This window comes from Paraburkholderia sp. EB58 (assembly GCF_050436665.1).
Classification (GTDB): domain Bacteria; phylum Pseudomonadota; class Gammaproteobacteria; order Burkholderiales; family Burkholderiaceae; genus Paraburkholderia.
In genome coordinates this window covers 79013-99735 of sequence record NZ_JBNDMQ010000025.1, presented here as the reverse complement: position 1 = coordinate 99735, position 20723 = coordinate 79013, and the positions used below count along the sequence as shown (strand labels likewise).

General features: G+C 63.8%; 16 protein-coding genes. 9 read left to right on the top strand and 7 right to left on the bottom strand.

From position 1 onward, the window contains the following. Window positions 1–48: 48 nt before the first annotated feature. The 3 genes from P3T40_RS30050 to P3T40_RS30040 are packed head-to-tail and all read right to left on the bottom strand — an operon-like array spanning window position 49 to window position 3024. On the bottom strand, window positions 49–1083 hold the full coding sequence (locus P3T40_RS30050; RefSeq protein ID WP_429271344.1) for an ABC transporter substrate-binding protein: 1035 nt from the start codon (window positions 1081–1083) through the stop codon (window positions 49–51). Between the two features lie 58 nt (window positions 1084–1141). Next, window positions 1142–1966 carry an ABC transporter ATP-binding protein gene (locus tag P3T40_RS30045; RefSeq protein ID WP_429271343.1) on the bottom strand — a complete coding sequence of 275 codons (825 nt, stop codon included), beginning with the start codon at window positions 1964–1966 and terminating at the stop codon, window positions 1142–1144. After that, window positions 1960–3024, bottom strand: coding sequence for an ABC transporter permease (locus tag P3T40_RS30040; RefSeq protein ID WP_429271342.1), 1065 nt, complete (start codon window positions 3022–3024; stop codon window positions 1960–1962). Before P3T40_RS30040 ends, P3T40_RS30045 begins: the two co-directional genes overlap by 7 nt. A 289-nt stretch (window positions 3025–3313) precedes the next feature. Here P3T40_RS30040 and P3T40_RS30035 point away from each other — a divergent pair, with 289 nt between their 5' ends. The 8 genes from P3T40_RS30035 (at window position 3314) to P3T40_RS30000 (ending at window position 9075) form a co-directional block, all read left to right on the top strand. Further along, window positions 3314–4084, top strand: coding sequence for a GntR family transcriptional regulator (locus P3T40_RS30035; protein ID WP_429271341.1), 771 nt, complete (start codon window positions 3314–3316; stop codon window positions 4082–4084). Next, window positions 4081–5817, top strand: a complete 1737-nt coding sequence (locus P3T40_RS30030) for a fumarate reductase/succinate dehydrogenase flavoprotein subunit (RefSeq protein WP_429271340.1) — start codon at window positions 4081–4083, stop codon at window positions 5815–5817. The genes P3T40_RS30035 and P3T40_RS30030 overlap by 4 nt, the downstream gene beginning before the upstream one ends. 67 nt (window positions 5818–5884) lie before the next feature. After that, window positions 5885–6130: a 4Fe-4S dicluster domain-containing protein gene (locus tag P3T40_RS30025; RefSeq protein ID WP_429271339.1), complete on the top strand. Its 246-nt coding sequence runs from the start codon at window positions 5885–5887 to the stop codon at window positions 6128–6130. A gap of 128 nt (window positions 6131–6258) precedes the next feature. After that, complete coding sequence (locus P3T40_RS30020) at window positions 6259–7254, top strand: HEAT repeat domain-containing protein (RefSeq protein ID WP_429271338.1); 996 nt, start codon at window positions 6259–6261, stop codon at window positions 7252–7254. Beyond that, window positions 7251–7562, top strand: coding sequence for a gamma-butyrobetaine hydroxylase-like domain-containing protein (locus tag P3T40_RS30015; protein ID WP_429271337.1), 312 nt, complete (start codon window positions 7251–7253; stop codon window positions 7560–7562). Before P3T40_RS30020 ends, P3T40_RS30015 begins: the two co-directional genes overlap by 4 nt. Window positions 7563–7825: 263 nt before the next feature. Beyond that, window positions 7826–8167 (top strand): hypothetical protein, encoded by a 342-nt coding sequence (locus tag P3T40_RS30010; protein ID WP_429271336.1) that lies wholly within the window; start codon window positions 7826–7828, stop codon window positions 8165–8167. Between the two features lie 161 nt (window positions 8168–8328). Next, on the top strand, window positions 8329–8550 hold the full coding sequence (locus P3T40_RS30005) for a hypothetical protein (protein WP_429271335.1): 222 nt from the start codon (window positions 8329–8331) through the stop codon (window positions 8548–8550). Window positions 8551–8604: 54 nt separating this feature from the next. Next, window positions 8605–9075 carry a hypothetical protein gene (locus P3T40_RS30000; RefSeq protein ID WP_429271334.1) on the top strand — a complete coding sequence of 157 codons (471 nt, stop codon included), beginning with the start codon at window positions 8605–8607 and terminating at the stop codon, window positions 9073–9075. Window positions 9076–9127: 52 nt separating this feature from the next. On the opposite strand, the gene P3T40_RS29995 is transcribed toward P3T40_RS30000, so the two are convergent. The 3 genes from P3T40_RS29995 to phaP are packed head-to-tail and all read right to left on the bottom strand — an operon-like array spanning window position 9128 to window position 11386. Further along, window positions 9128–10000: a slipin family protein gene (locus tag P3T40_RS29995; RefSeq protein WP_429271333.1), complete on the bottom strand. Its 873-nt coding sequence runs from the start codon at window positions 9998–10000 to the stop codon at window positions 9128–9130. 50 nt (window positions 10001–10050) lie between these two features. Further along, a complete protein-coding gene (locus P3T40_RS29990; RefSeq protein WP_429271332.1) occupies window positions 10051–10980 on the bottom strand; it encodes a carbamate kinase in 930 nt (309 codons plus the stop codon). A 16-nt stretch (window positions 10981–10996) separates the two neighbouring features. Further along, window positions 10997–11386 (bottom strand): TIGR01841 family phasin, encoded by a 390-nt coding sequence (phaP, locus tag P3T40_RS29985; protein WP_429271331.1) that lies wholly within the window; start codon window positions 11384–11386, stop codon window positions 10997–10999. Between the two features lie 260 nt (window positions 11387–11646). Between phaP and P3T40_RS29980 the strand changes: the two genes are divergently transcribed. Next, a complete protein-coding gene (locus tag P3T40_RS29980; RefSeq protein WP_429271330.1) occupies window positions 11647–11796 on the top strand; it encodes a hypothetical protein in 150 nt (49 codons plus the stop codon). A gap of 83 nt (window positions 11797–11879) precedes the next feature. Here P3T40_RS29980 and P3T40_RS29975 read toward each other — a convergent pair whose 3' ends face one another. Beyond that, window positions 11880–20684: a GH36-type glycosyl hydrolase domain-containing protein gene (locus tag P3T40_RS29975; RefSeq protein ID WP_429271329.1), complete on the bottom strand. Its 8805-nt coding sequence runs from the start codon at window positions 20682–20684 to the stop codon at window positions 11880–11882. Window positions 20685–20723 lie beyond the last annotated feature (39 nt).

The following is a 20723-nucleotide window of genomic DNA, read 5'->3' as shown; positions in this document are numbered from 1 at the left end:
TGAATGAAACGACCAGGGTGCCGGTTCAGTCCTGTACCGGTGTCGGGGCTAAACCAGCACGTCCGCGAACACGCGGTTCGCAAAGCGCGTCGAATCTGTGCCGCTGTTCAACACGCCCACGGTTTTCAGGTCATCCGCATAGAGCGAAATTTCCTTCTTGAACGCGTCGCCCACCGGATGATCGTGATCGGTGTGGCTCTTCAGCATTGCCGTCAGTTGGCCAACATCCGCCTGCGGCGCGTGCTCGGAGAAAATCGCCGCCGCCTCGGCCGGATGATTCGCAGTCCACTCGGTGGCATCGAGCAACGCCTGGGTCAGTGCCTGGGCCGTCGCGCGATCCTTGCGGATCAGCGTCCCCCGCACACCTAGTACGCAGCACACGCGGTTCTGGTATTCGCCGCACAGGTTGTTCGACACTTCGACCAGGTGATCCGTTTCCCGGATGCTCCAGATGGTCGGATCACCGTCTGCGATCGCCTGCACTTCGCCCTTTTTGAGCGCTTCGCCCAACAGATTCGCCGGATACTGACGCCATTGCACCTGGCTGTCCGGATCGACGCCGATTTTCTTGAGCGTGATGGCGAAGAAATTTTTCGCTGGACTGGCCATATCGCTGACGCCGATTGTGTGTCCCTTGAGACCCTGCAAATCGACGATCTGCGACGAGCGTGTGGCCAGCAAACGCATGCAGCCGCCGTGGATGCCCGCGGTCAGCTTCACGTCGAAGCCCTGCTCCAGCGGCTTGATCCAGCGCAGCGCCATGCCGACGCCCGCGTCCGATTTGCCGGTCGCGATGGCCTCGAGCAACTGGTCGGTCGAGCCGGCGAAGTTGACCAGCTCCACCTCCAGGCCGCGCTGCTTGAAAAACCCCTGCTTGACCGCAACCGGCACCGGCGCCGTGCAGATCGCGCCCGCGTTCCACGAGAGCTTGAGCGGCGTAAGCGGCCCTTCCGCAAAGGCGAGCGAGCTGGACAGGCTCAGCGAGGCGCCGCCGAGCGCCGTCGCGCCCGCGGCCCACGCGGTCTTGCGCAACCAGGCGCGGCGCGACAGGCTGGCGGGAGAAGTGTCGTCGAAGGATGTCATGGTGTGCGGTTCCTCAAGTCGTTATTGGTTTTGTGCTGCGGGTCTCAAGCATCCCACCTCAAGCTTCGAGCCCGAGTTGCGCGAGCACTTCGCGACGTAACGAGACCAGCTTCGGATTGTCGCGATGCCGCGGATACGGCGCGTCGTTGTCCACAACGGCCACGATCCGCGCCGGACGCTCGCTAAAGACAACGACGCGATTGGCGAGAAACAGGGCTTCTTCCACGTCGTGAGTGACGAGCAGGACCGAGAACCTCGCGTCTTGCCACAAACGCACGAGTTCGCCCTGCATGCGGATGCGCGTGAGCGAATCCAGCTTGCCGAACGGTTCATCCAGCACCAGCAAGGCAGGATCGTTGACGAGAGCCCGCGCGAGTGCCACGCGCTGTGCCATGCCGCCGGACAGTTGATGCGGGAAGGCATCGGCAAACTCGCTCAGCCCGACCAGTTGCAGGGCTGCATCGATACGTTGTTCGGCACTGTCGGTTTCGGGTCTCGCCCACCAGTGTTGCTTGCGACGCTGCGCCTGCGGGCCGAGTCCGACATTGGCCCGCACCGTGCGCCAGGGAAACAGCGTCGGATCCTGGAACACCACCACGCGCGATGGATCCGGCCCTGCGATTGCGGTGCCATCTGCGTGAACGCTCCCCTGTACGGGCGTATCGAGTCCCGCGACCAGCCGCAGCAAGGTCGACTTGCCGCAGCCGCTGGGTCCCAGCAGCGCGACGAATTCGCCCGGCTCGACGGCAAAGTCGACGTCCTGCAGCACCTGCAACGCGGCACCCTGGAAGGTGAAGCGATGACTGACGTTGCGCACGTCGATGCGGGCGCCGCCGCGGCGGATGGGCGTTGACGCGGCGTTTACTGCGGGTACGGCTACCATTTGAGCAATCCTTTCTGCCACGCGAGCAAGCGGTCACGAAAGCGGAACAGCAGCGTAATCAGGCCCGAGCACATCAACGCCATGACCAGCAACGCCGCATACATGTTCGAATAGGCGGCCCAGCCCTGCGCCCATTGCAGATACCAGCCGAGCCCTGCCTTGACGCCCATCATTTCCGCCACGATCAGCACCGAGAACGACACGCCCAGTCCCATGAACAGGCCGACGAACACCGACGGCAGCGCAGCCGGTATCGCGACCCTCAGGATCAGAAAGCTCGGCCGCGCGCCGAGCGTCCGGGCAATGTCGTAGTACGCGGCATTCACGCCCGCGACGCCGGACCAGGTCAGCACCGCCACCGGGAACGCCGTGGCCAGCGCGATCAGGAACACGCTCGCGCTAAAGCTGGAGGGAGAGAAAAAGAACGCGAGCGGCAGCCACGCCGTAGGCGGTAGCGGCCCGATCAGGCGCAGCATCGGATGCAACCAGTAGCTCACCGCACGCGACCAGCCGATGCTCACGCCGATCGCGAACCCCGTCACGGCGCCCAGCACGTAACCGTACGCCAGCAAACCAAGCGAATGAACGACGCTCGAACCGAGGCGCGGAAAATCCTCTACGTATACGGCAATCAGCGCCTGGGGCGGCGCGAAGAACGGCCGCGGCAACCATTCGAGCTTCGCCGTCAGCACTTCCCACGCCGTGACGACGAGCGCTAACGCGAGCAGCCACGGCATCGCGCCGAGCCAGGTGTCGATGCGCGACGGCCTGTCTGAGTCGCTGACGTCGCCAGTGTCGCCTGTGTCACTCGCGCGCTTGCGCCAGCCGGCGATGCCGAGCAATGCGGCAACGACCGCCAACGCGAGCTTGAGCACAATGAACTCGTTCGTATACGGCCAATCGTCGAGATTGGGCCACCATTGCGTGAGCACTGCTCCGCCTAGCCATGCCAATGCAGCGAGACCGGCGATCACAACCCGTGGCGACACGTGGCGCGGCGTTGCGGACCGGTTCACTCGCGCACCGCTCGAGGGAATCGTTTCAGATTGGGTAGACACGGTGATAGCGAGCTCCGTCAGGCCGGCAGACGTCCTCTCGGACAGATTCAGCGCACAGCGTAACGGTCCGAAACCCCGTTGAGAATTATTCGATTTGTATATGTTTATTCGAATTCGACATTTAAGGTTTGCATGTTCTCGCGACTGCACCGCGCGGGTGCGCCATGGCGTTCTGCTGCATGCCGGCGCGCTTATCAGCAAAACAGACAATGGATATCGCAAATGCTTCGTTTGATCCGCTCGAACCGTTAACTACACTGCGTTTCCATCTTGTCATAACAAGTTGCTCATGCCCAAAACCAATCTCGTGCCGCTCTCGCCGCAGCCGCTTTACGCGCAGATCAAGGACACGTTGCGCGGCCGGATCCTCGATGGCACCTATGCACCGCACAGCCAGATGCCCTCCGAGCACGAACTGTGCGCGCTGTTTGGCGTCAGCCGTATCACCGTGCGTCAGGCGCTCGGCGACCTTCAGAAAGAGGGGCTGCTGTTCAAGCTGCATGGCAAGGGCACCTTCGTCTCCAAACCGAAGGCGTTCCAGAACGTGACCTCGCTGCAGGGGTTCGGCGAGGCCATGTCGTCGATGGGCTACGAAATCGTCAACCAGTTGCGCAGTTTTCGTATCGTCGAGGCGAGCCGCCATGTCGCTACCAAGCTCAACCTTCCAGAGGGCGCACCCGTGGCCGAGATCCATCGCGTGCGGTTGCTCAATCGCGAAGCGGTCTCGCTCGAAATCACCTGGCTACCCGAAATTTTCGGCAAACGTCTCTCTAACGCAGACCTCGTCACGCGCGACATTTTCCTGATTCTGGAGAACGACTGCGGCGTACCGCTCGGCCATGCGGATGTTGCCATCGACGCCATTCTGGCCGACGACGAGATCGCCGCTGCGCTGCCGGTCGAGGAAGGCAGCCCGGTGCTGCGCATCGAGCGCCTCACGCACGATGCTACAGGGGCCCCCATTGACTACGAATATCTCTACTTCCGCGGCGACGCATTCCAATACCGGCTGCGCACCGATCGTCGCAAGCCGAGCCGCAACGCGAGGAAAGCACAATGAATACGCATGTTCTGGAGTACGACGTTGTTGTGGTGGGCGGTGGCACAGCCGGACCAATGGCGGCTGTCAAGGCCAAGGAGCGGGATCCCAACCTGAAAGTACTGGTGCTGGAAAAGGCCAACGTCAAACGCAGCGGCGCGATTTCGATGGGCATGGACGGACTGAACAACGCGGTAATCCCGGGCCACGCGACGCCCGAACAGTACACGCGGGAAATCACCATCGCCAACGACGGCATTGTCGATCAGGAAGCCGTCTATGCGTACGCGAAGCACAGTTTCACGACCATCGAGCAGCTCCACCGCTGGGGCGTGAAGTTCGAAAAGGACGGCACCGGCGACTATGCGGTCAAGAAAGTCCATCACATGGGCTCGTATGTGCTGCCGATGCCCGAGGGTCACGACATCAAGAAAGTGCTGTACCGCCAGTTGAAGCGCGCGCGGATTGCCCTCACCAACCGCATTGTCGCCACGCGGCTCCTGACCGATGCACAAGGGCGCGTCTGCGGGGTGCTCGGTTTCGACTGCCGCACGGCGGATTTCTACGTAGTACGAGCAAAAGCGGTGATTCTCTGCTGTGGTGCGGCGGGGCGCCTGGGGCTGCCCGCATCGGGCTATCTGATGGGCACCTACGAGAATCCCACCAATGCCGGCGATGGCTACGCGATGGCCTATCACGCCGGGGCTGCGCTCGCGAACCTCGAGTGCTTCCAGATCAATCCGCTGATCAAGGATTACAACGGCCCGGCCTGCGCCTACGTCACCGGACCGCTAGGCGGCTTCACGGCCAACGGCAAGGGCGAACGCTTCATTGAATGCGATTACTGGAGCGGCCAGATGATGTGGGAGTTCTATCAGGAGCTGCAAAGCGGCAATGGTCCGGTGTTCCTCAAGCTCGACCATCTTGCCGAGGAAACGATCCAGACCATCGAGCAGATCCTGCACACCAACGAACGCCCGAGCCGCGGACGTTTTCACGCGGGGCGCGGCACCGACTACCGGCAGCAGATGGTCGAAATGCACATCTCGGAGATCGGCTTTTGCAGCGGTCACAGCGCCTCCGGTGTCTATGTCAACGCGCGTGCCGAAACTACGGTGCCGGGACTCTACGCGGCGGGCGACATGGCGGCGGTGCCGCATAACTACATGCTCGGCGCCTTCACCTATGGGTGGTTCGCCGGTCAGAACGCAGCGGACTACGTGGCCGGCCGCGAGCATGCAGCGGTAGACGAACAGCAGGTCGCCGCCGAACGTGCACGCGTCTATGCGCCGCTCGAACGCGAGCACGGCCACACGCCGTCGCAGGTCGAATACAAGCTGCGGCGCATGGTGAACGACTATCTGCAACCGCCGAAAGTCACGCGCAAGATGGAGATCGGCTTGCAGCGCTTTGCGGAAATCGGCGAGGACATCGACTCGATCCGTGCGCTCAATCCGCACGAACTGATGCGGGCGGCCGAAGTCCGCGCGATCCGCGACTGCGCGGAAATGGCGGCGCGCGCCTCGCTGTTTCGCACTGAAAGCCGCTGGGGTCTCTACCACCATCGCGTCGACTATCCGCAACGCGACGACGCACAGTGGTTCTGCCACACGCATCTGCGCAAGGACGAGCATGGCCGCATGACGAGCGAAAAGCGTGCGGTAGAGCCTTACGTTGTGCCGCTTGCCGACGACGAGCGAAGCGCTTACCAGAAACTCCGCATCCGCGAGTCTGCGCTCGCCGCAGAGATTTGAGCGCAATTACATTGCATGGGACCAGAGTAAGCGCTAAAGCGCCAACTCTGGTCGACAGGAACCCCAAATGCCCTATACCCCGCACGACATTCTTCAGCGCAGCAGCGCCCCGGTGACGATCGACGAAGACCTCTGCATTGCCGACAAGGGCTGCACGGTCTGCGTGGACGTGTGCCCGCTCGACCTGCTCGCCATCGATTTGAGCAAAGGCAAAGCCTATATGCAGTTCGACGAATGCTGGTACTGCATGCCCTGCGAGCGCGATTGCCCGACCGGGGCAGTCAAGGTAGAGATTCCTTATCTGCTGCGCTAGGCCGTTTTTGTACGGCAACGTGGCCGACTGCCTTGGAGTCCTGATCGCCGCTCGCGTTGCAAGCGCGCCCGCGAACGGCTCCAAAGCCTCGACGTTCAGATCAATCATCCTGTTCGAATCTCATACCCATGACCGTGCCGCCCATCACCGCTCCTCACCTTGACGCCCTTGACCCGGAGAGCGCCGCGCTGCTCGCGCGTCTTACCGATGAAGACGCCGCCGTGCGTCGCATCGCGCTGCTCGATATCGCGGATCTCGAAGAGGTTGAATTGCTCCCGGCGCTCGTTGCCGCCTTGCGCAACGATCCCGCCCCAGAGGTCCGGCTTGAAGCGGCGCGCGTGCTCGCGTCGTGGGAACAGCGGGAGATTGTCGAAGCCCTGTGCGGCGCGCTGCTCGATACAGACGAAGCGGTCCGCACCGCAGCTGCACAAAGTCTCACCGAGTTGAAGGATCCTGCATCGGGCGCGGTGCTTGGTGGCTGGGTCGAGCGTCCGGAGCCTTTCGTGCGAGCCGCGGTACTTCGAGGGTTGCGCGAACTGCGCTTTGGCGAGGCCTTCGACCCCGCCCTGCATGCGCTGGCGGATACCGAGTCTAGCGTCAGGCTGGAAGCGGTCGGCGTGCTTGGGTGGCTGAGGGACGCGCGTGCGTTGCCGCCGCTCGCCGCGCTGGCCACGGAAGATGCAGAAACTGACGTGCGGCGCGCAGCCGTTGGCGCGTTGGGCTTTGCGCCTGCTACCGACTCCGTAGCAACGGCTGCCCTCCTCGGCGCCTTGCGCGACGGTGCCTGGCAGGTACGCGAGGAAGCCGCCACCACGCTCGGCAAATTGCGCGCCCCCACGGCACGCGACCCGCTGATCGCAGCCCTCGCCGACGACTACTGGCAAGTCCGCCTCCGTGCGGTGCGCGCGCTCGGCCAGACCGGCGACGCCAGCGCCGCGCCCCCGGTCGCTGCCCTCCTCACCCACACCGTCAGCAACCTGCGCAAGGAAGCCGCGCTTGCGCTCGGCGAACTGCGCGACCCACAGACCTTGCCCGCGCTGCGCGAGGCCCTGCAGGATCGCGACCCGGATGTGCGCAAAGCGGTCCGGATCGCCTTGCAACAGATCGAAGGCGCAGGCGCGTGAGTACACCACAGCAGATCGCCAGCGACGCCGCTACGCGCACCCTGACGCTGCAGTGGCCCGATGGGCGCGAACAGCAGATCGCTCATGCGGAGCTGCGCCGCGCGTGTGCGTGTGCCGAATGCCGCCGCATCCGGCTTGACGACAGCACGGTACACGCATCGCCCGATGTGACACTGACCGATGTGCAGCCGATGGGCTACGGCGTGCAGCTCGTCTTCAGCGACGACCACGCGCGCGGTATCTATCCATGGCGGTATCTCGAGGAGCTTGCCGAAGCGGCATCGCGCAGCGCTGAACAAAAACTTTGACGGAGTTCACAGCGAACAGTCGCTATGGGCCACGTTTAATGTTACTTTCAAGCAGGTGCCAGCGTCGTTCGTTGGCCTGATTGCTCACCACCGGAGCCCAACCTGGTGAGCGTCGTCGAATACTTCCTCATAGCGCGTACACGGCTACGCCCGTCGACGAGATGTCCATTCTTCTGGTGGCAACTCAATCGCAGTCTCATCCCAACCGAAGGCGGCCACTTCGATCCTGCTCAGCACGAGTGGGCCTACCCAGGAGAGTCATGATGAGCAAGAAACCGTACGCCAGTGATGCCGGCGACTCGAATGAAACCACCGAAGCGACGTTGCTGGCATTGACCACACAAATCCACCAGTTCGTCGTCGCAAGGACGCTCGATAGCCGGTGCGCCACGAAACTCGTGAAGCGCCTGAAAAAGGAAGCTGACGCCGTGTCGGAAAGCGGCAATGCCACGAAATCCGACCGGAAGGCGCTGGAGAAGGCGTTCGAAGCAGTCGATGCCGCATTGCGCGAGCACGATGCGGGCTTACTGGTCACGGCCAACGCGGCGCTTCGGGCGACTGACGCCACCGCCAGGGAATCAAAAGGTCACCGCAGCACGCAATAGCCGGCGATTGCGAACGCATACGGCCACGGGTCGCCAGCGTACAGACACCGTGGCACGATTGATGCAAGGATCTGAGGCATACGGTGCTGCGATGCGCCGTCGCCAGCCGGCCGAACCCACGCTACAGCCGGTCCCTCCAATGTTTCGACAGGAGGACCATCATGATCCGACTTCTCAGTATTTTTGCGCTCGTTGCTGTCCTTTCAGGCTGCGTCGTGGCCCCGCCGTACAGTTCGGGTTACGGCTACGATCCTGGGCCCACCTACCAGTCCGGGCCGGCCTACTACGGATATCCCCCAGGTTATTACGCAGCTCCCGCCGTCAATGTCGGCATCGGCTTTGGCGGATACTACGGTGGTGGGCATGGCGGACACGGACGGTAAAAGTGCGCTCCGCTCACTCATCAGGAATGATCAGACAAGCGCACAGGAGCAACCATGAACAGTAAACACGGCAAAAAGGAACATCTCGAGGCCGCCGCGTCGCATCACGAGCAGGCAGCGCGATTGCACCGCGAAGCGTCCCGGCATTTCGAGGAAGGCAAAGACTTCGCCCATGCCGCGCATCAGGCGATGTTGGCGCACGGTCACGCGTTGCATGCCATCGACCGGGCCAACGAGGCGCTCAAACATCACGGTGCACCGCTGGTCGTGCCGCCAGCCACCGCACCTGCCGACAGCCACGCCGGAGCAGCGCAGCATCATGCCATCGCAACCGAACTTCATCAGCAGGCTGCCCGGCATATGCGCACCGCGGCCAGTCAGTTCGATCAGGACCGTGGCGCGGTCGCTCACGAGACGCAACTGGCGTTTGCGCTGGCGCTACGCGGGCTGTCCCACAGCAACGAGGCAGCGAAGCTGCATGTCTCGGCGATGCGCGATAAAGATCCTGCGAAGAACACGCAGTAAGTCGCGCGGTAAATCGCGCAGTAAATCGCGCAGTAAATCGTTGCGTGGCACGTCAGGCCGCCGTCTTGAGCGGTCTTACCGGCGTGCCGGTGGTGACATCGCTCCCCGCAATGGCGAGCGCCAACGCAGGGTTAAGGCTATCAACCATCGACGTAGGCATGAGAATCGTGGCCCCACGTTCCTTGGTTGTCTCGTAGATGATATTCATCGCCCGCAGTTGCAGGGCTCCCGGCTGTTGCTCGTAGACCCGTGCTGCTTCGACGAAGTTGTATGCAATCGCCGCTTCCGCCGAGCCGAGAATCACACGCGCCTGCTTTTCGCGTTCCGCCTGTGCCTGACGCGACATCGCATCCTGCAACGCCACCGGTATCGCCACGTCGCGGATTTCTACGGAGCCTACCGCGATACCCCATTCAACCGTCTTGCTGGCGATTTCGTCCCGCAGGTGCGTGTCTGCCGCCACCCGATCGGAGAGGAGCGTAGCCAGCAACGACGAACCGATCAGTTCGCGTAAAGTGGTCTGCGCGACGCGGTCGATCGCCTGACGATAGTCGGTGATCGCGAGTGCAGCCTTTTGTGCGTCAAATACATGCCAGAAAATGATAGCGTCGACATTGACGGGTACCGTATCTTTGGTGAGCGCCTGTTCTGCGTTGAACGCTGTTGTCTGAATACGTTCATCGATGATGGCAACCACATTGTCGAAGACCGGGATAATCATAAAGAAGCCCGCGCCTTTGACACTTTGCAGTTTCCCCACTCTCAGGATGACGAACTTCTCCCACACATTGGCCACCCTGACCGACATAGCGACGATAATCGCAATGATGAAAAACGGCACGCCCAGATAGACGTTCAGCAGGCCTCCGGCCGCCACGCCGGCCAATAGAAATACGGCGGAAAGAACTACTGTGATTGGATTCATGGTAAGTCACCTCGCGAAGCATTCAATCATCTGCAATAGAAATTCTGTGTCTAGCCCTCCACCAGCCCCATCTGATCGCGTTTGATGGAAGTGCCGGCAGTTCCGGCGATCATCTGCTCGATATCGTCTAAGGCGCCGATGACGGCGCGGTGTCCTGTGCGTTTGACAAAATCGCACGCAGCCTCGATCTTCGGCGCCATTGAATCAGCCGCGAAATCCAGCCGGTCCAGCGCGTCCGGACTCACGAGCCTGATGAGACGCGCAGACGGTGCGCCCCAATCGAGGTAAACGCCCGCGACGTCGGTCACGATCACGAGCAGGTCGGCTTCGAGTTCGCGGGCCAGCAACGCCGCGCTGCGATCCTTGTCCACGACCGCCTCCACGCCGAGCCGGCGCCGCTCGCCTTCGACGACGAACGGAATGCCGCCGCCACCCGCACAGATCACGATCGTGCTGTGAGCGAGCAACCAGCGCACCGGCTGCATTTCCAGAATACGGACCGGCTTGGGACTCGCGACTACACGCCGGTACGCCGCGCCATCCTGCGTCACGGTCCAACCCTGGTCACGGGTTGCAAGCGCCGCTTCGGCCTCGGTGAAGACCGCGCCGATGGGCTTGTCAGGAGACTTGAAAGCGGGATCGGCGGGATTGACTTCGACCATCGTCAGCAAGGTTGCGCAGGAACGCCCGCTGGGCAGCAGGTTGCCGAGCTCCAGCTCGATCGCGTAGCCGGTCATGTCCTGCGTTTGCGCGTCCGGTGCATCGAGCGGAAGCTGCTCCGCCGCCGGGGCGTTCTTCCCTTGCGAGGCCGGCACACCGACCTGCGGTCCGTTTCCATGCACGATCACCAGACTGTTGCCGTCAGCAACCTTCGCCAGTTGCACGGCGGCAAGGCGGATGTTGTCCTGCTGCGCCTGCGCGCTCGCTGCTTCACCGCGCTTGAGTAGCGCGTTTGCGCCAAGCGCAACGACAATTCGCATCAGGAAACTCCGTTATTCATTCAGGGGTGGCGACGAGAGCACCGATCGCTACCAATGCTTCGGTCTGCGAAATCTGTGCAATATCCGTGAGTTCGCGCATGCTCTCGAAGGCTTTATGCAGCGTCTGCGCCACAAACTCGCGCGGCTGAGAAATGGCCTCCGTCGGCTTGCCGGCGACGTCCGTTTTCTGCATGGTGGTCTGGATCTCGCGCATCGTAGTGATCAAAAACTCCATCTGCTTGCGGACCAGAATCTGCATGCCGTCATGCGCCTGCTTGCTGGCTGTCGCGAGCGCGTCGATATCGTTATGCTGTGCTGCGATCACCGACGGCATATCGACGCCTGGGATATTGATTCTGGCGAACAGTTTGGCGAGATCGGTAAACGGATTGGACGTTACAACCATGGTGAGGCTCCCTCCTGTGCGGCGTTAAGCATTGAACCGCGGCATTGAACCCGCGCCTCGCTCCACGATGAAAGGGGATGCGGCGCACAGTCCATGGTGGCACGCCTAACGCGACGTGTCTGTACGGTATCCGTAAACGGCCTCCATACCGGTACGCGACCGTACCGACTTCAATTCCCACTGCGAGCACGATAGGGATAGACGCTCCGGGCCATGGCAATCCCGGGCGCCGCTTACAGGTAATAAAAGGGAGAACACATATGAAAAACCACCCACGGGTATGGATCATGATCGTGCTATCGCTGATCGTCAGCTTGAGCGCGTGCATTGTGGTCCCGGACGGCGATCATCACGGCGACTATCACGGCGGTGATTATCACGGCGGCGACTATCACGGCGATCACGGTTAATACTATTCACGCGCTGTCACGCCGCGCCAGGCTTCGGAGAGAGCGACACCAGGGTGAATTGGCGTCGCTCCTGTCGTGAAACGCTACACCTTCGGCTGCCCGAGCGTCACGATCACACTGTGACGCGCCCCATCGTCCATCAGTTGCACCGCGTGCTGCCCCGCTTCAAGCTCCCTGCCGTCCACGACCATACCGGTGACGCCGCGGCCCGCTCCATGCGGATTGTTCACGACGATGTCGTAGCGTGCAGCGCCATGGCGAAACACTGCTGCAAAAGCCGGCCAGGCGCGCGGCACACACGGATCGATCAAAAGTTCATTGCCGTGCTTGCGCATGCCAAGCAGACCTTCGATGCCGGCGCGATACATCCACCCTGCCGAGCCCGTGTACCACGTCCACCCGCCGCGCCCGACGTGGGGCGCGACCGAATACACGTCGGCGGCAACCACATAAGGTTCGACCTTGTAGCGCTTCGCGCCGCTGCGCGTGCGGCTGCGATTGACCGGATTGAGCATCGCAAACAGGTCCGCGGCACGATCGCCATCGCCCATTTGCGCGTAAGCCAGCACCGACCACATGGCAGCATGCGTATATTGGCCGCCATTCTCGCGAATGCCGGGCGGATAGCCTTTGATATATCCCGGGTCGAGCGGCGTGCGATTGAACGGCGGCGTGAACAGCAAGGCGAGGCCATCGTCGCGGCGAATCAGCCGGTTTTCCAGTGCCGTCATCGCACTCCTGGCCCGTTCGGCATTCGCCACTCCGGACAACACGCTCCACGACTGGGCAATCGCGTCGATCGAGCATTCATCGTTAGAGGCGGATCCCAGCGGCGTGCCGTCGTCGAAATAGGCGCGCCGATACCATTCGCCATCCCATCCCGCGCTTTCGAGCGCCTTGCGCAGCCCCTCGGCGCGCATCGACCAGCGTTCGGCCGTGGCGCTATCCCCACGATCGCGCACGAGCGGCGCCCATGTCGCTAGCGTGGCGCACAGAAACCAGCCGAGCCAGACGCTCTCGCCAAGGCCCGCCTCGCCTACGCGGTTCATGCCGTCGTTCCAGTCGCCGGTGCCCATCAGCGGCAGGCCGTGCGTGCCGAACAGCGCGAGGCTCTGTTCCAGTGCGCGCACGCAATGCTCGAAGAGCGGCGCGCTGCTCTCCGAAACGGTCGGCACCAGGTAAGCGTCATGCTCGCCTTCGGCCAACGGACGGCCGTCGAGAAACGGCACGTCCACGTCGAAAATCGCCGTGTCGCCGCTCACCTCCACATAGTGAGCCACCGTATAGGCCAGCCACGCGCGGTCGTCGGAAATATGCGTGCGTACGCCCGCGCCGCCTTGTGGCAGCCACCAGTGCTGCACGTCACCCTCCGGAAACTGGCGTGCGGCCGCCCGCAACAGATGCTCGCGGGTCAGCTCGGGACGCGCCACGACGAGCGCCATGCCGTCCTGCAACTGATCGCGAAAGCCGTACGCGCCGCTTGCCTGATAAAAGCCCGCACGCGCCCAGATCCGGCACGCGAGCGTCTGGTACAGCAACCAGCGGTTGAGCATCAGGTCCATCGTCCGATCGGGAGTCACGACCTGAATCGCGCCGAGCGTGTCGTCCCAGAACGCCATCACCGTGGCGAGCACCGCGTTGAGGTCGGCGTCGCGATAGCGTTCGATCAACTTCCGCGCGCCGTCAGTTGAGGCGGCTTCGCCCAGCACGAACACCACCTCGGCGATTCCGCCCGGTTCCAGTTCGAGCGTGGTTTGCAGCGCCGTGCATGGATCGAGGCCTGCGCCGACCTTGCCTGACAGCGGCGCGGCGTCATCGTCAGTGGCTAGTGCTGCCGGAAAGTGCAGGCTGCCATTACGGCCGATGAACTCACACCGGTCCGCACTCCAACTGGTCTGCTTGCCGCCCAGGTCCGCAAAGGCCACACGGCCGCGATACGCCTCGGTCCAGCCGTTGCGGACGAACATGGCCTGCGTCGGCACATCGATCTCGCTGATGGTGTGAGGTGCAGCGATGCTGCGCGACGCCCCCAGTGCCCATTCGACGTAAGCCGTCACCGAAAGCCGGCGCGTGCGGCCGGACAGATTACGCAGCGTCAGACGGGAGATTTTCAGCGGGTCCTCGAGCGGCACGAATTGCAGCAGGTCGAGCGCGACGTCTTCCGCTGTGTGCGTGAAGCGGCTATACCCCTGGCCGTGCCGCGCGATGTACGGTGCGGCACTTGGCGCGGTGTCACGCGCGGGGTTTGCCTGCGGTCCCCACAGCGCACCCGTATCGTCGTCGCGCACGTAAAACGCTTCGGCCGTTGGATCGCTGATTGGGTCGTTCGACCAGGGTGTCAGTTGATGCTCGCGGCTGTTCGACGCCCACGTGTAGCCGCTGCCTTCGGCAGACACGAGAAAACCGCAGGCCGGATTGGCGATTACGTTGACCCACGGCATAGGCGTGCATTGCCCGGCCGCGAGAATGGTGACGTATTCGCGGCCGTCGTTCGCAAAGCCGCCCAGGCCATTGAAGCATTCCAGCCCCGCGCCAGGCGGCGTGGTTCTCACGGAAGCGGACAACGGCGGCGCGCTCAGCAAACGTCTCGCGCGCGGCTGACTGGGTGGTGGCGTGCTCGCGAGCCGTCGTAACTGGTCCAGCAAGCGCCCGTTGCGCGCCGCCAGCACGGCACGCGCCACCACCGGAAATAACGCCCGCGCGTCAGCCGACATCAGGTCGGTGCGCAGCACGAAAATGTTGCCACGCGCAGCGCCGCCCACCTGCTCGCGCGGTTGCGCCTCGCCGGAGCGCACAAGGGTTTCGAGTGCAGCCTGCAGATCCTGCACATACGACGCGGCGCGCTCGTTGATGATGACCAGATCCACCGCGAGCCGCTTCATATGCCAGTACTCGTGCGCGTGCACCAGTTGCCGCACCAGCGCCATGTGTTCGATATCGTCGATCCGCACCAGCAGGATCGGCAGATCGCCCGACACGCCATGCGCCCACAGTGGCGCGGCTCCAACACCGCCCGCCGCGGCAACTGCGGCTGTACCGCGCTGCAGCGCAGCCGAACCCGGCCGCAACGACGGATCGCTGTACAGCATATGGCCGGCCATGCGCTGGAATAGTCCTGCCTCATCGGGACTCACGCCGTTATGGCGCAACTGCACTTGCGCCTGGGTCCAGGCAAGCATGGCGGCGCGTGCAAACGAAGCGCCGTCGCGATGCTTGTCCACCAGATCCAGCAACTGTGCACGCGAATCGGCGACGATGGTCCAGAAGGCGATCCTGGCCGTCGCGCCCGGCTCGATGCGCAGCCGCTGGCGCATCGCGAAGGCCGCGTCGAGCACGACCCCGGCCGAGTTGCCGAGCGCCCGCTCATCCGCGAGACCCAGCGGTGTGCGCACATCACGGCCGCGGCCGATAAAGCGCGCGCGGTCCGTTTCCACTTCGAGTGACCCAACGGTCTTGCCCTCGATGACCGCCAGATGCGCGGCCCAGACCTCGGGTTCGTCCGGTGAGCGGCGCCGCCGGGTCGCGAGGATCACGCCGCTCTGCGCCAGATACTCCGTTTCGACAAACAGTTTGGAAAAGGCCGGATGCGCCTGATCGGCGGCGGGTGGCGCCAGCACGATCTCGGCATACGAGGTGAACTCGATCACGCGCGCGCGCGGACCCGAATTGGCCACCGAGACTCGCCGCACTTCGGCATCGTCTTCGGCGGACACCACCACATCGAGCGAGGTGGTCAGCGTACCGTCGCGCCGCACGAACTCTGCGCGATCTTCCGTGAAGGTCACCTCGTAGCTGTCCGGCACCACACCCGTGGGTTGCCATGCGGCTGACCAGAACTCACCGCTTTCGACGTCGCGCAGATACAGGTAGCTGCCCCAGTTGTCGCAGGTCGCGTCCTCGCGCCAGCGGGTCACCGCCAGATCGCCGCGGCGGCTGTAGCCCGAGCCGGCCGAGGTAATCATCACCGCGTAGCGGCCATTGCAGAGCAGATGGGTCGCAGGCGACGGGTCGTTCGGCGACAACAAACGTCGTGCCACCGCTGGCTCGACGCCGCGCATCTGGCCGGTATCGCGGTTCTCGTCGACCCGCAGATGGGCGACCGCCACCCTGCCCGGCATGCGTTCCTGCAACAGCAGTTCGGTTGCCTGGATGGCCGGCTCGGCGTGGAAGAATTCGCGGATGCAACCGCCCAGAAGCGCGTTGGCGATCGAGACAATCGACATGCCCTGGTGATGCGCCATGAATGCACGTACCACCGCCACCGTCTGGCCTTCGGGCAAGCGGGCGGGCGTGTAATCGAGCGCCTCGTAGAAGCCATGGCGCCCGCAGGCTCCGGCCGCACAGAGACGCGCGAAGTTGTCGGTGGCCGCAGCGGGCTCCACCATGGCAGCCAGCGCGGTCGCATACGGTGCAATCACCGCATCGTGGCCGAGACCGCGCTTCAGGCCGAGGTCCGGAATGCCGAAGCTAGAGTATTGATAGGTAAACTCAAGATCCCGTGCGTTGTAGGCCGACTCGGAGATGCCCCACGGCAAGCCGAGCGCGCGGCCGTAACCCATCTGCCGGTGCACCACCAGCTTGTTGGTCCGCGCGATCAGGCTGCTGGCCGGCGCACGCATCACCAGCGACGGCATCAGGTACTCGAACATCGAGCCGGACCAGGAAACCAGTGCGGCGCCACCCGGCACCGGGGTCGCAATGCGGCCGAGGCGAAACCAATGGCGCGCGGGGATGTCGCCTTTGGCAACCGCCACGAAGCTTGCGAGCCGCGCTTCCGATGCCAGCAAGTCGTAGCTGCTCGGGTCGAGGCGGCCATCGGCGACCGCGTAGCCGATCGAGAGCAGATTGCGCACGGGGTCCAGCAGGAAGCCGAATTCCATCGCGTTGGCCATCGTTAGTGCGGTACTGGTCAAGGCCGTCAGCCGCTCGCGCAAGGTCGCCGGTTCGTCCGTGGCGTTCGTGTGCTGCTCGTGTCCATCATGATCTTTGCTGTGACTATGGATCGCCTGCTCCAGCGCGTCGACCCAGAAGCGCACGTCGGCGCCCGAGTCGCCCTGATCCGTACGGACTTCATCGACGAGGGCACGCGCGATGTCGGCCACTGTGGCGGCAAGTAGCGTGATGGCTGGCCATGCCGGCGCAACGATGGTTGCTTGCGCGCTGCTACTGCCTGCTGCCGCCGCAGAGCTATTCGAATCGTCCGCAGCAACGTCGGCAAGCGCGGCTCGCAGTGCCGTCACGGCCTGATCGAATTCGTCATGCAGTGCGAGGCGCGTACGCTCCGCCCTACCCTGACTCTCGTGCAGCGCCTGGCACAACAAAGCAAGGTTGTCGCGAATGCCTGCCAAGGCCACGTTGCAGAGGGTTTGCGCGGGCTGTGCCGCCCATGCGCGGCAGGCGTTACCCAGCGCGATCAGATGACCGGCGAGATTGCCGCTATCCACCGACGACACGTACTTCGGCTCCAGCGGCCGCAAATCCTGCGTGTCATACCAGTTATAGAAATGGCCGCGAAAGCGCTCGAGGCGCTGCATCGCGGCGAGCGTCGTCTCCAGCCGCGCCACGCTATCCAGCGTGCTGGCCCAGCCGAATTCGCGCGCGCTGACGGTGGCGAGCAGATAGAGCCCGAGGTTGGTCGGCGAGGTCCGATGCGCGACGACCGGCCGCGGATCCTCCTGGAAGTTGTCCGGCGGCAGCATCTGGTCCGCAGGCGTGACGAAGGTTTCAAAGTAACGCCACGTGCGACGGGCATGGAGCCGCAGTTGCTGTGCGTTCTCAGGCGTGACGACGAGATCGCCGGCCGGTCGCGGTGCGCGACTCGACCAGTAAGCGAGCGCGGGCGAACCGAGCCAGCCGAACACGAACGGCACCCCAACCCACGCGCCGTGATGGCCGAAGCGCCACGCCACCGCAGCGCTGGCCGTCATGCCAACCAGTGCAAGCGCAATACCCGCGCGCATGCGCAGGAACGTCGCAGCCAGCGTCAGACGCTCACGGGCACCGGCTTCGGCTGCGGTCGTCCATTCGAGCAGATGCCGGTGGCTCACCAGCACGCGAAACAGCGTGCAGGCGATCGCATCGCTCATCGACCAGGTCTGCTCCGCGAGAAAGGCAATCGACATGCCACATTTGCCGAGCGCGAGCCACAAGTCGTCCAGCCAGACGCGCAGCAGGCTGCGCAAGGTCATCTTCACGTGTGGACGTTGCCAGCGCGGAACCAGCGCGCTGAGCGTGGGCAGCAGCACCGGCAACGCGATCGTCGCCACCACGAAGGCGGTCCACAGGAGCGCGACCGAAAACGGCAAGGCCCAGCCCACCAGCAGCGCGATGAAGGCCGCCGGCGCCGTGAGCGTGCGGCGCAGGTTGTCCAGCATCTTCCAGCGGGCCGTAGCGTGCAACGTCAGGTCGGCGCGCCTGTGCAGCGTCATGAGCCATGGCAGCAGTTGCCAATCGCCGCGCGCCCAGCGATGCTGGCGAGCCGTCGAGACGTCGTAACGGGACGGAAACGCTTCGACCACTTCGATATCCGAAGCAAGTCCTGCGCGTGCAAAAATCCCTTCGAAGAGGTCGTGGCTCAACATGGTGTTGTCGGGCACCCGGCCGGCCAATGCGGTCTCGAACGCATCCACGTCATAGATGCCTTTGCCGGCGTACGATCCCTCGTCGAAAAGATCCTGATAGACGTCCGACACAGCAGCCACATACGGATCGATCCCACTCGGGCTCGATGAGACACGCTGGAACAGCGAGCCCTCTGCGCCCACCGGCAACGACGGCGTCACACGCGGTTGCAAGACCCCGTAGCCCTCGACGATCCGCTGGCTCACCGGATCGAACACCGCGCGATTGAGCGGATGGGCCATCTTGCCGATCAGACGGCGCACGGTGTCGCGCGGCAGACGGGTATCGGAGTCGAGCGTGATGACATAGCGCACCTGTGACGGCACGACGAGCGGCTGGCCGTCGACAACCACGAACGAGGTGTCGAGCGCGCCGCGCAACAGCCGGTTCAGCTCGTGCAGTTTCCCGCGCTTGCGCTCCCAGCCCATCCATTGCGCTTCTTCGTCGTTCCATGTGCGGCGCCGATGCAGCAGGAGGAAACGCTCACCGTCCGCTGCGCCCGGGTAGAGGCGATTCAGCCTGGCGATACCCTGCGCCGCAGCTTCCAGCAGGCTGCTGTCGTCCTCGGCCTCAGCGGTTGGAGAATCCGTCCAGTCGGACAGCAGTACGTAGTAAAGCTCGCCCCCTGGGCTCGCCAGGTGATGGATTTCCAGCCGCTCGATCTGTGCGACCAGCGCAGCTGGCGTGGTCAGCATCGTCGGCACGGCAACGACCGTGCGCAAGGTGGCGGGAATCCCCTTCCTTAGCGCGAGGCCCGGCAACACGATGGCGCCAACGTCGCGCATCACCCCGCGATTGACGATCGCCACCGCCACGTCGAGCGCAGGCAACACGCCTGCCAGGCCCAGCCAGATCAACCACCGTGGGTGAGGTGCAAGCCCGCTCACGAGGACCAGCACGCCTGCCAGCAGCAGCGCCGCCAGCAACACGATGCGACCGACGTATCCGCCGAGACCCGCACGACGCGTAAAGCGATGCACCCATACGCCGACCGGCGGACGATAGCCGATCGCCGCCTCGAGTGCGAGGCGCCCGCCCGCCAGCAGGTGATAGCCGGGATCGCCGGCGCGGCGCAGTCCGGCCTCGGCGGCATCCGGTTCGCGTTGCGAGTCAGTTGGCGCGGCCTGAGATACCCGATTGGGCGTCCGATTGAGCACGTCAGCCGGTACTTCCGCAGTCCGTCGCGCGCGCTCTGCAGCTGCGACGGCGCGGCGCGCGATATCCGTTTCACTCAGCGACGAACCGCGCGCCAACGCTTCGATCGCACCGCGATACAGATTGCGCGTCGAGAAGTCCATATCGACAAAACTGGCGTGCGTGCGCAGGACTTCGTCGACGGGGCTGATTCTCTCGAACAGTTCGGTCCAGTCGACGTCGGAAATCAGACGCATGCTGGTAATCACGTTGCGCACCGTCAGGCTCGCGGCGCCCTGCTGCTGATGCACGGCCGCGACGATCCGGTCCGCTGTCGTGTCCTGGGCAGCGAGCCGCTCGTGCAGCCATTTAACCGCTGGCGTGACGTCCGGATCCTGGTCGTGCAAGCGCTGCAGCAGTTGCACCGCGAAGGTGTCGCGCAAGGCGGAACGTCCATAATGCGCGACCAGCGCGGCAACGGCCTCAGGCGTATGCTCGCCGACGCCGAGCAGGCGATCGGCCATCGCATCGGCGTCGAGGCGCGCCGTTCTGCCATCGGTGATCTGGTCGGCGAGGCGCCGCAGATTCTCGATCAGCACAATGCGCAGCGTGATTGCCACCGCCCACAGTTCGCCGATCGTCAGCGGCTCTACCGTCTGATAATCGCGTACGAAGCGGCACAGCAGATCGGGATCGAAGCGGCTATCCGTATGGGCGACAAACGCCCAGGCGAGACCGAACACGCGCGGATAACCCGCAAATGGTCCGCTGCTGAGTTTGGGTAACTGACGGTAGTAGCTGCGCGGCAGGTCGTCACGGATCTGCCGAACCTGTTCCTCGACCAGATAGTAGTTGTCGAGCAGCCATTCGGCCGCCGGCGTGATCGCTTCATCATGCGCGGCCGCCGTCACTGTTGCTTCGTACGCCAGCAAGAGGTGCTGCGCGTTGTCTTTCAGACGCGTCGCGAGCGCCGGACGGGCTGAAGCGCGATTCGAAATCTGCTGCGCGCGGGCAAGGCTGTGCGCGTGCTGCGCCAGTCGCTCCTCGCCAAAAAGTTCCTCGCGGACCGGCTCGGTGTTGTTCCATGGCGAGGGCGAGTTGCCGCCGCGCAGAACACGCGAGAATTGAATCATTGAAATACCTTCCTGCCAGGGACAGCGTGATCTTCGACG

Coding starts and splice junctions, on each gene's coding strand:
- P3T40_RS30045 (WP_429271343.1), bottom strand. CDS start 1,966: ATGGTAGCCGTACCCGCAGTAAACGCCGCGTCAACGCCCATCCGCCGC.
- P3T40_RS30030 (WP_429271340.1), top strand. CDS start 4,081: ATGAATACGCATGTTCTGGAGTACGACGTTGTTGTGGTGGGCGGTGGC.
- P3T40_RS29990 (WP_429271332.1), bottom strand. CDS start 10,980: ATGCGAATTGTCGTTGCGCTTGGCGCAAACGCGCTACTCAAGCGCGGT.
- P3T40_RS29975 (WP_429271329.1), bottom strand. CDS start 20,684: ATGATTCAATTCTCGCGTGTTCTGCGCGGCGGCAACTCGCCCTCGCCA.
- P3T40_RS30005 (WP_429271335.1), top strand. CDS start 8,329: ATGATCCGACTTCTCAGTATTTTTGCGCTCGTTGCTGTCCTTTCAGGC.
- phaP (WP_429271331.1), bottom strand. CDS start 11,386: ATGGTTGTAACGTCCAATCCGTTTACCGATCTCGCCAAACTGTTCGCC.
- P3T40_RS30020 (WP_429271338.1), top strand. CDS start 6,259: ATGACCGTGCCGCCCATCACCGCTCCTCACCTTGACGCCCTTGACCCG.
- P3T40_RS30025 (WP_429271339.1), top strand. CDS start 5,885: ATGCCCTATACCCCGCACGACATTCTTCAGCGCAGCAGCGCCCCGGTG.
- P3T40_RS30035 (WP_429271341.1), top strand. CDS start 3,314: ATGCCCAAAACCAATCTCGTGCCGCTCTCGCCGCAGCCGCTTTACGCG.
- P3T40_RS29980 (WP_429271330.1), top strand. CDS start 11,647: ATGAAAAACCACCCACGGGTATGGATCATGATCGTGCTATCGCTGATC.
- P3T40_RS30010 (WP_429271336.1), top strand. CDS start 7,826: ATGAGCAAGAAACCGTACGCCAGTGATGCCGGCGACTCGAATGAAACC.
- P3T40_RS30000 (WP_429271334.1), top strand. CDS start 8,605: ATGAACAGTAAACACGGCAAAAAGGAACATCTCGAGGCCGCCGCGTCG.
- P3T40_RS30050 (WP_429271344.1), bottom strand. CDS start 1,083: ATGACATCCTTCGACGACACTTCTCCCGCCAGCCTGTCGCGCCGCGCC.
- P3T40_RS29995 (WP_429271333.1), bottom strand. CDS start 10,000: ATGAATCCAATCACAGTAGTTCTTTCCGCCGTATTTCTATTGGCCGGC.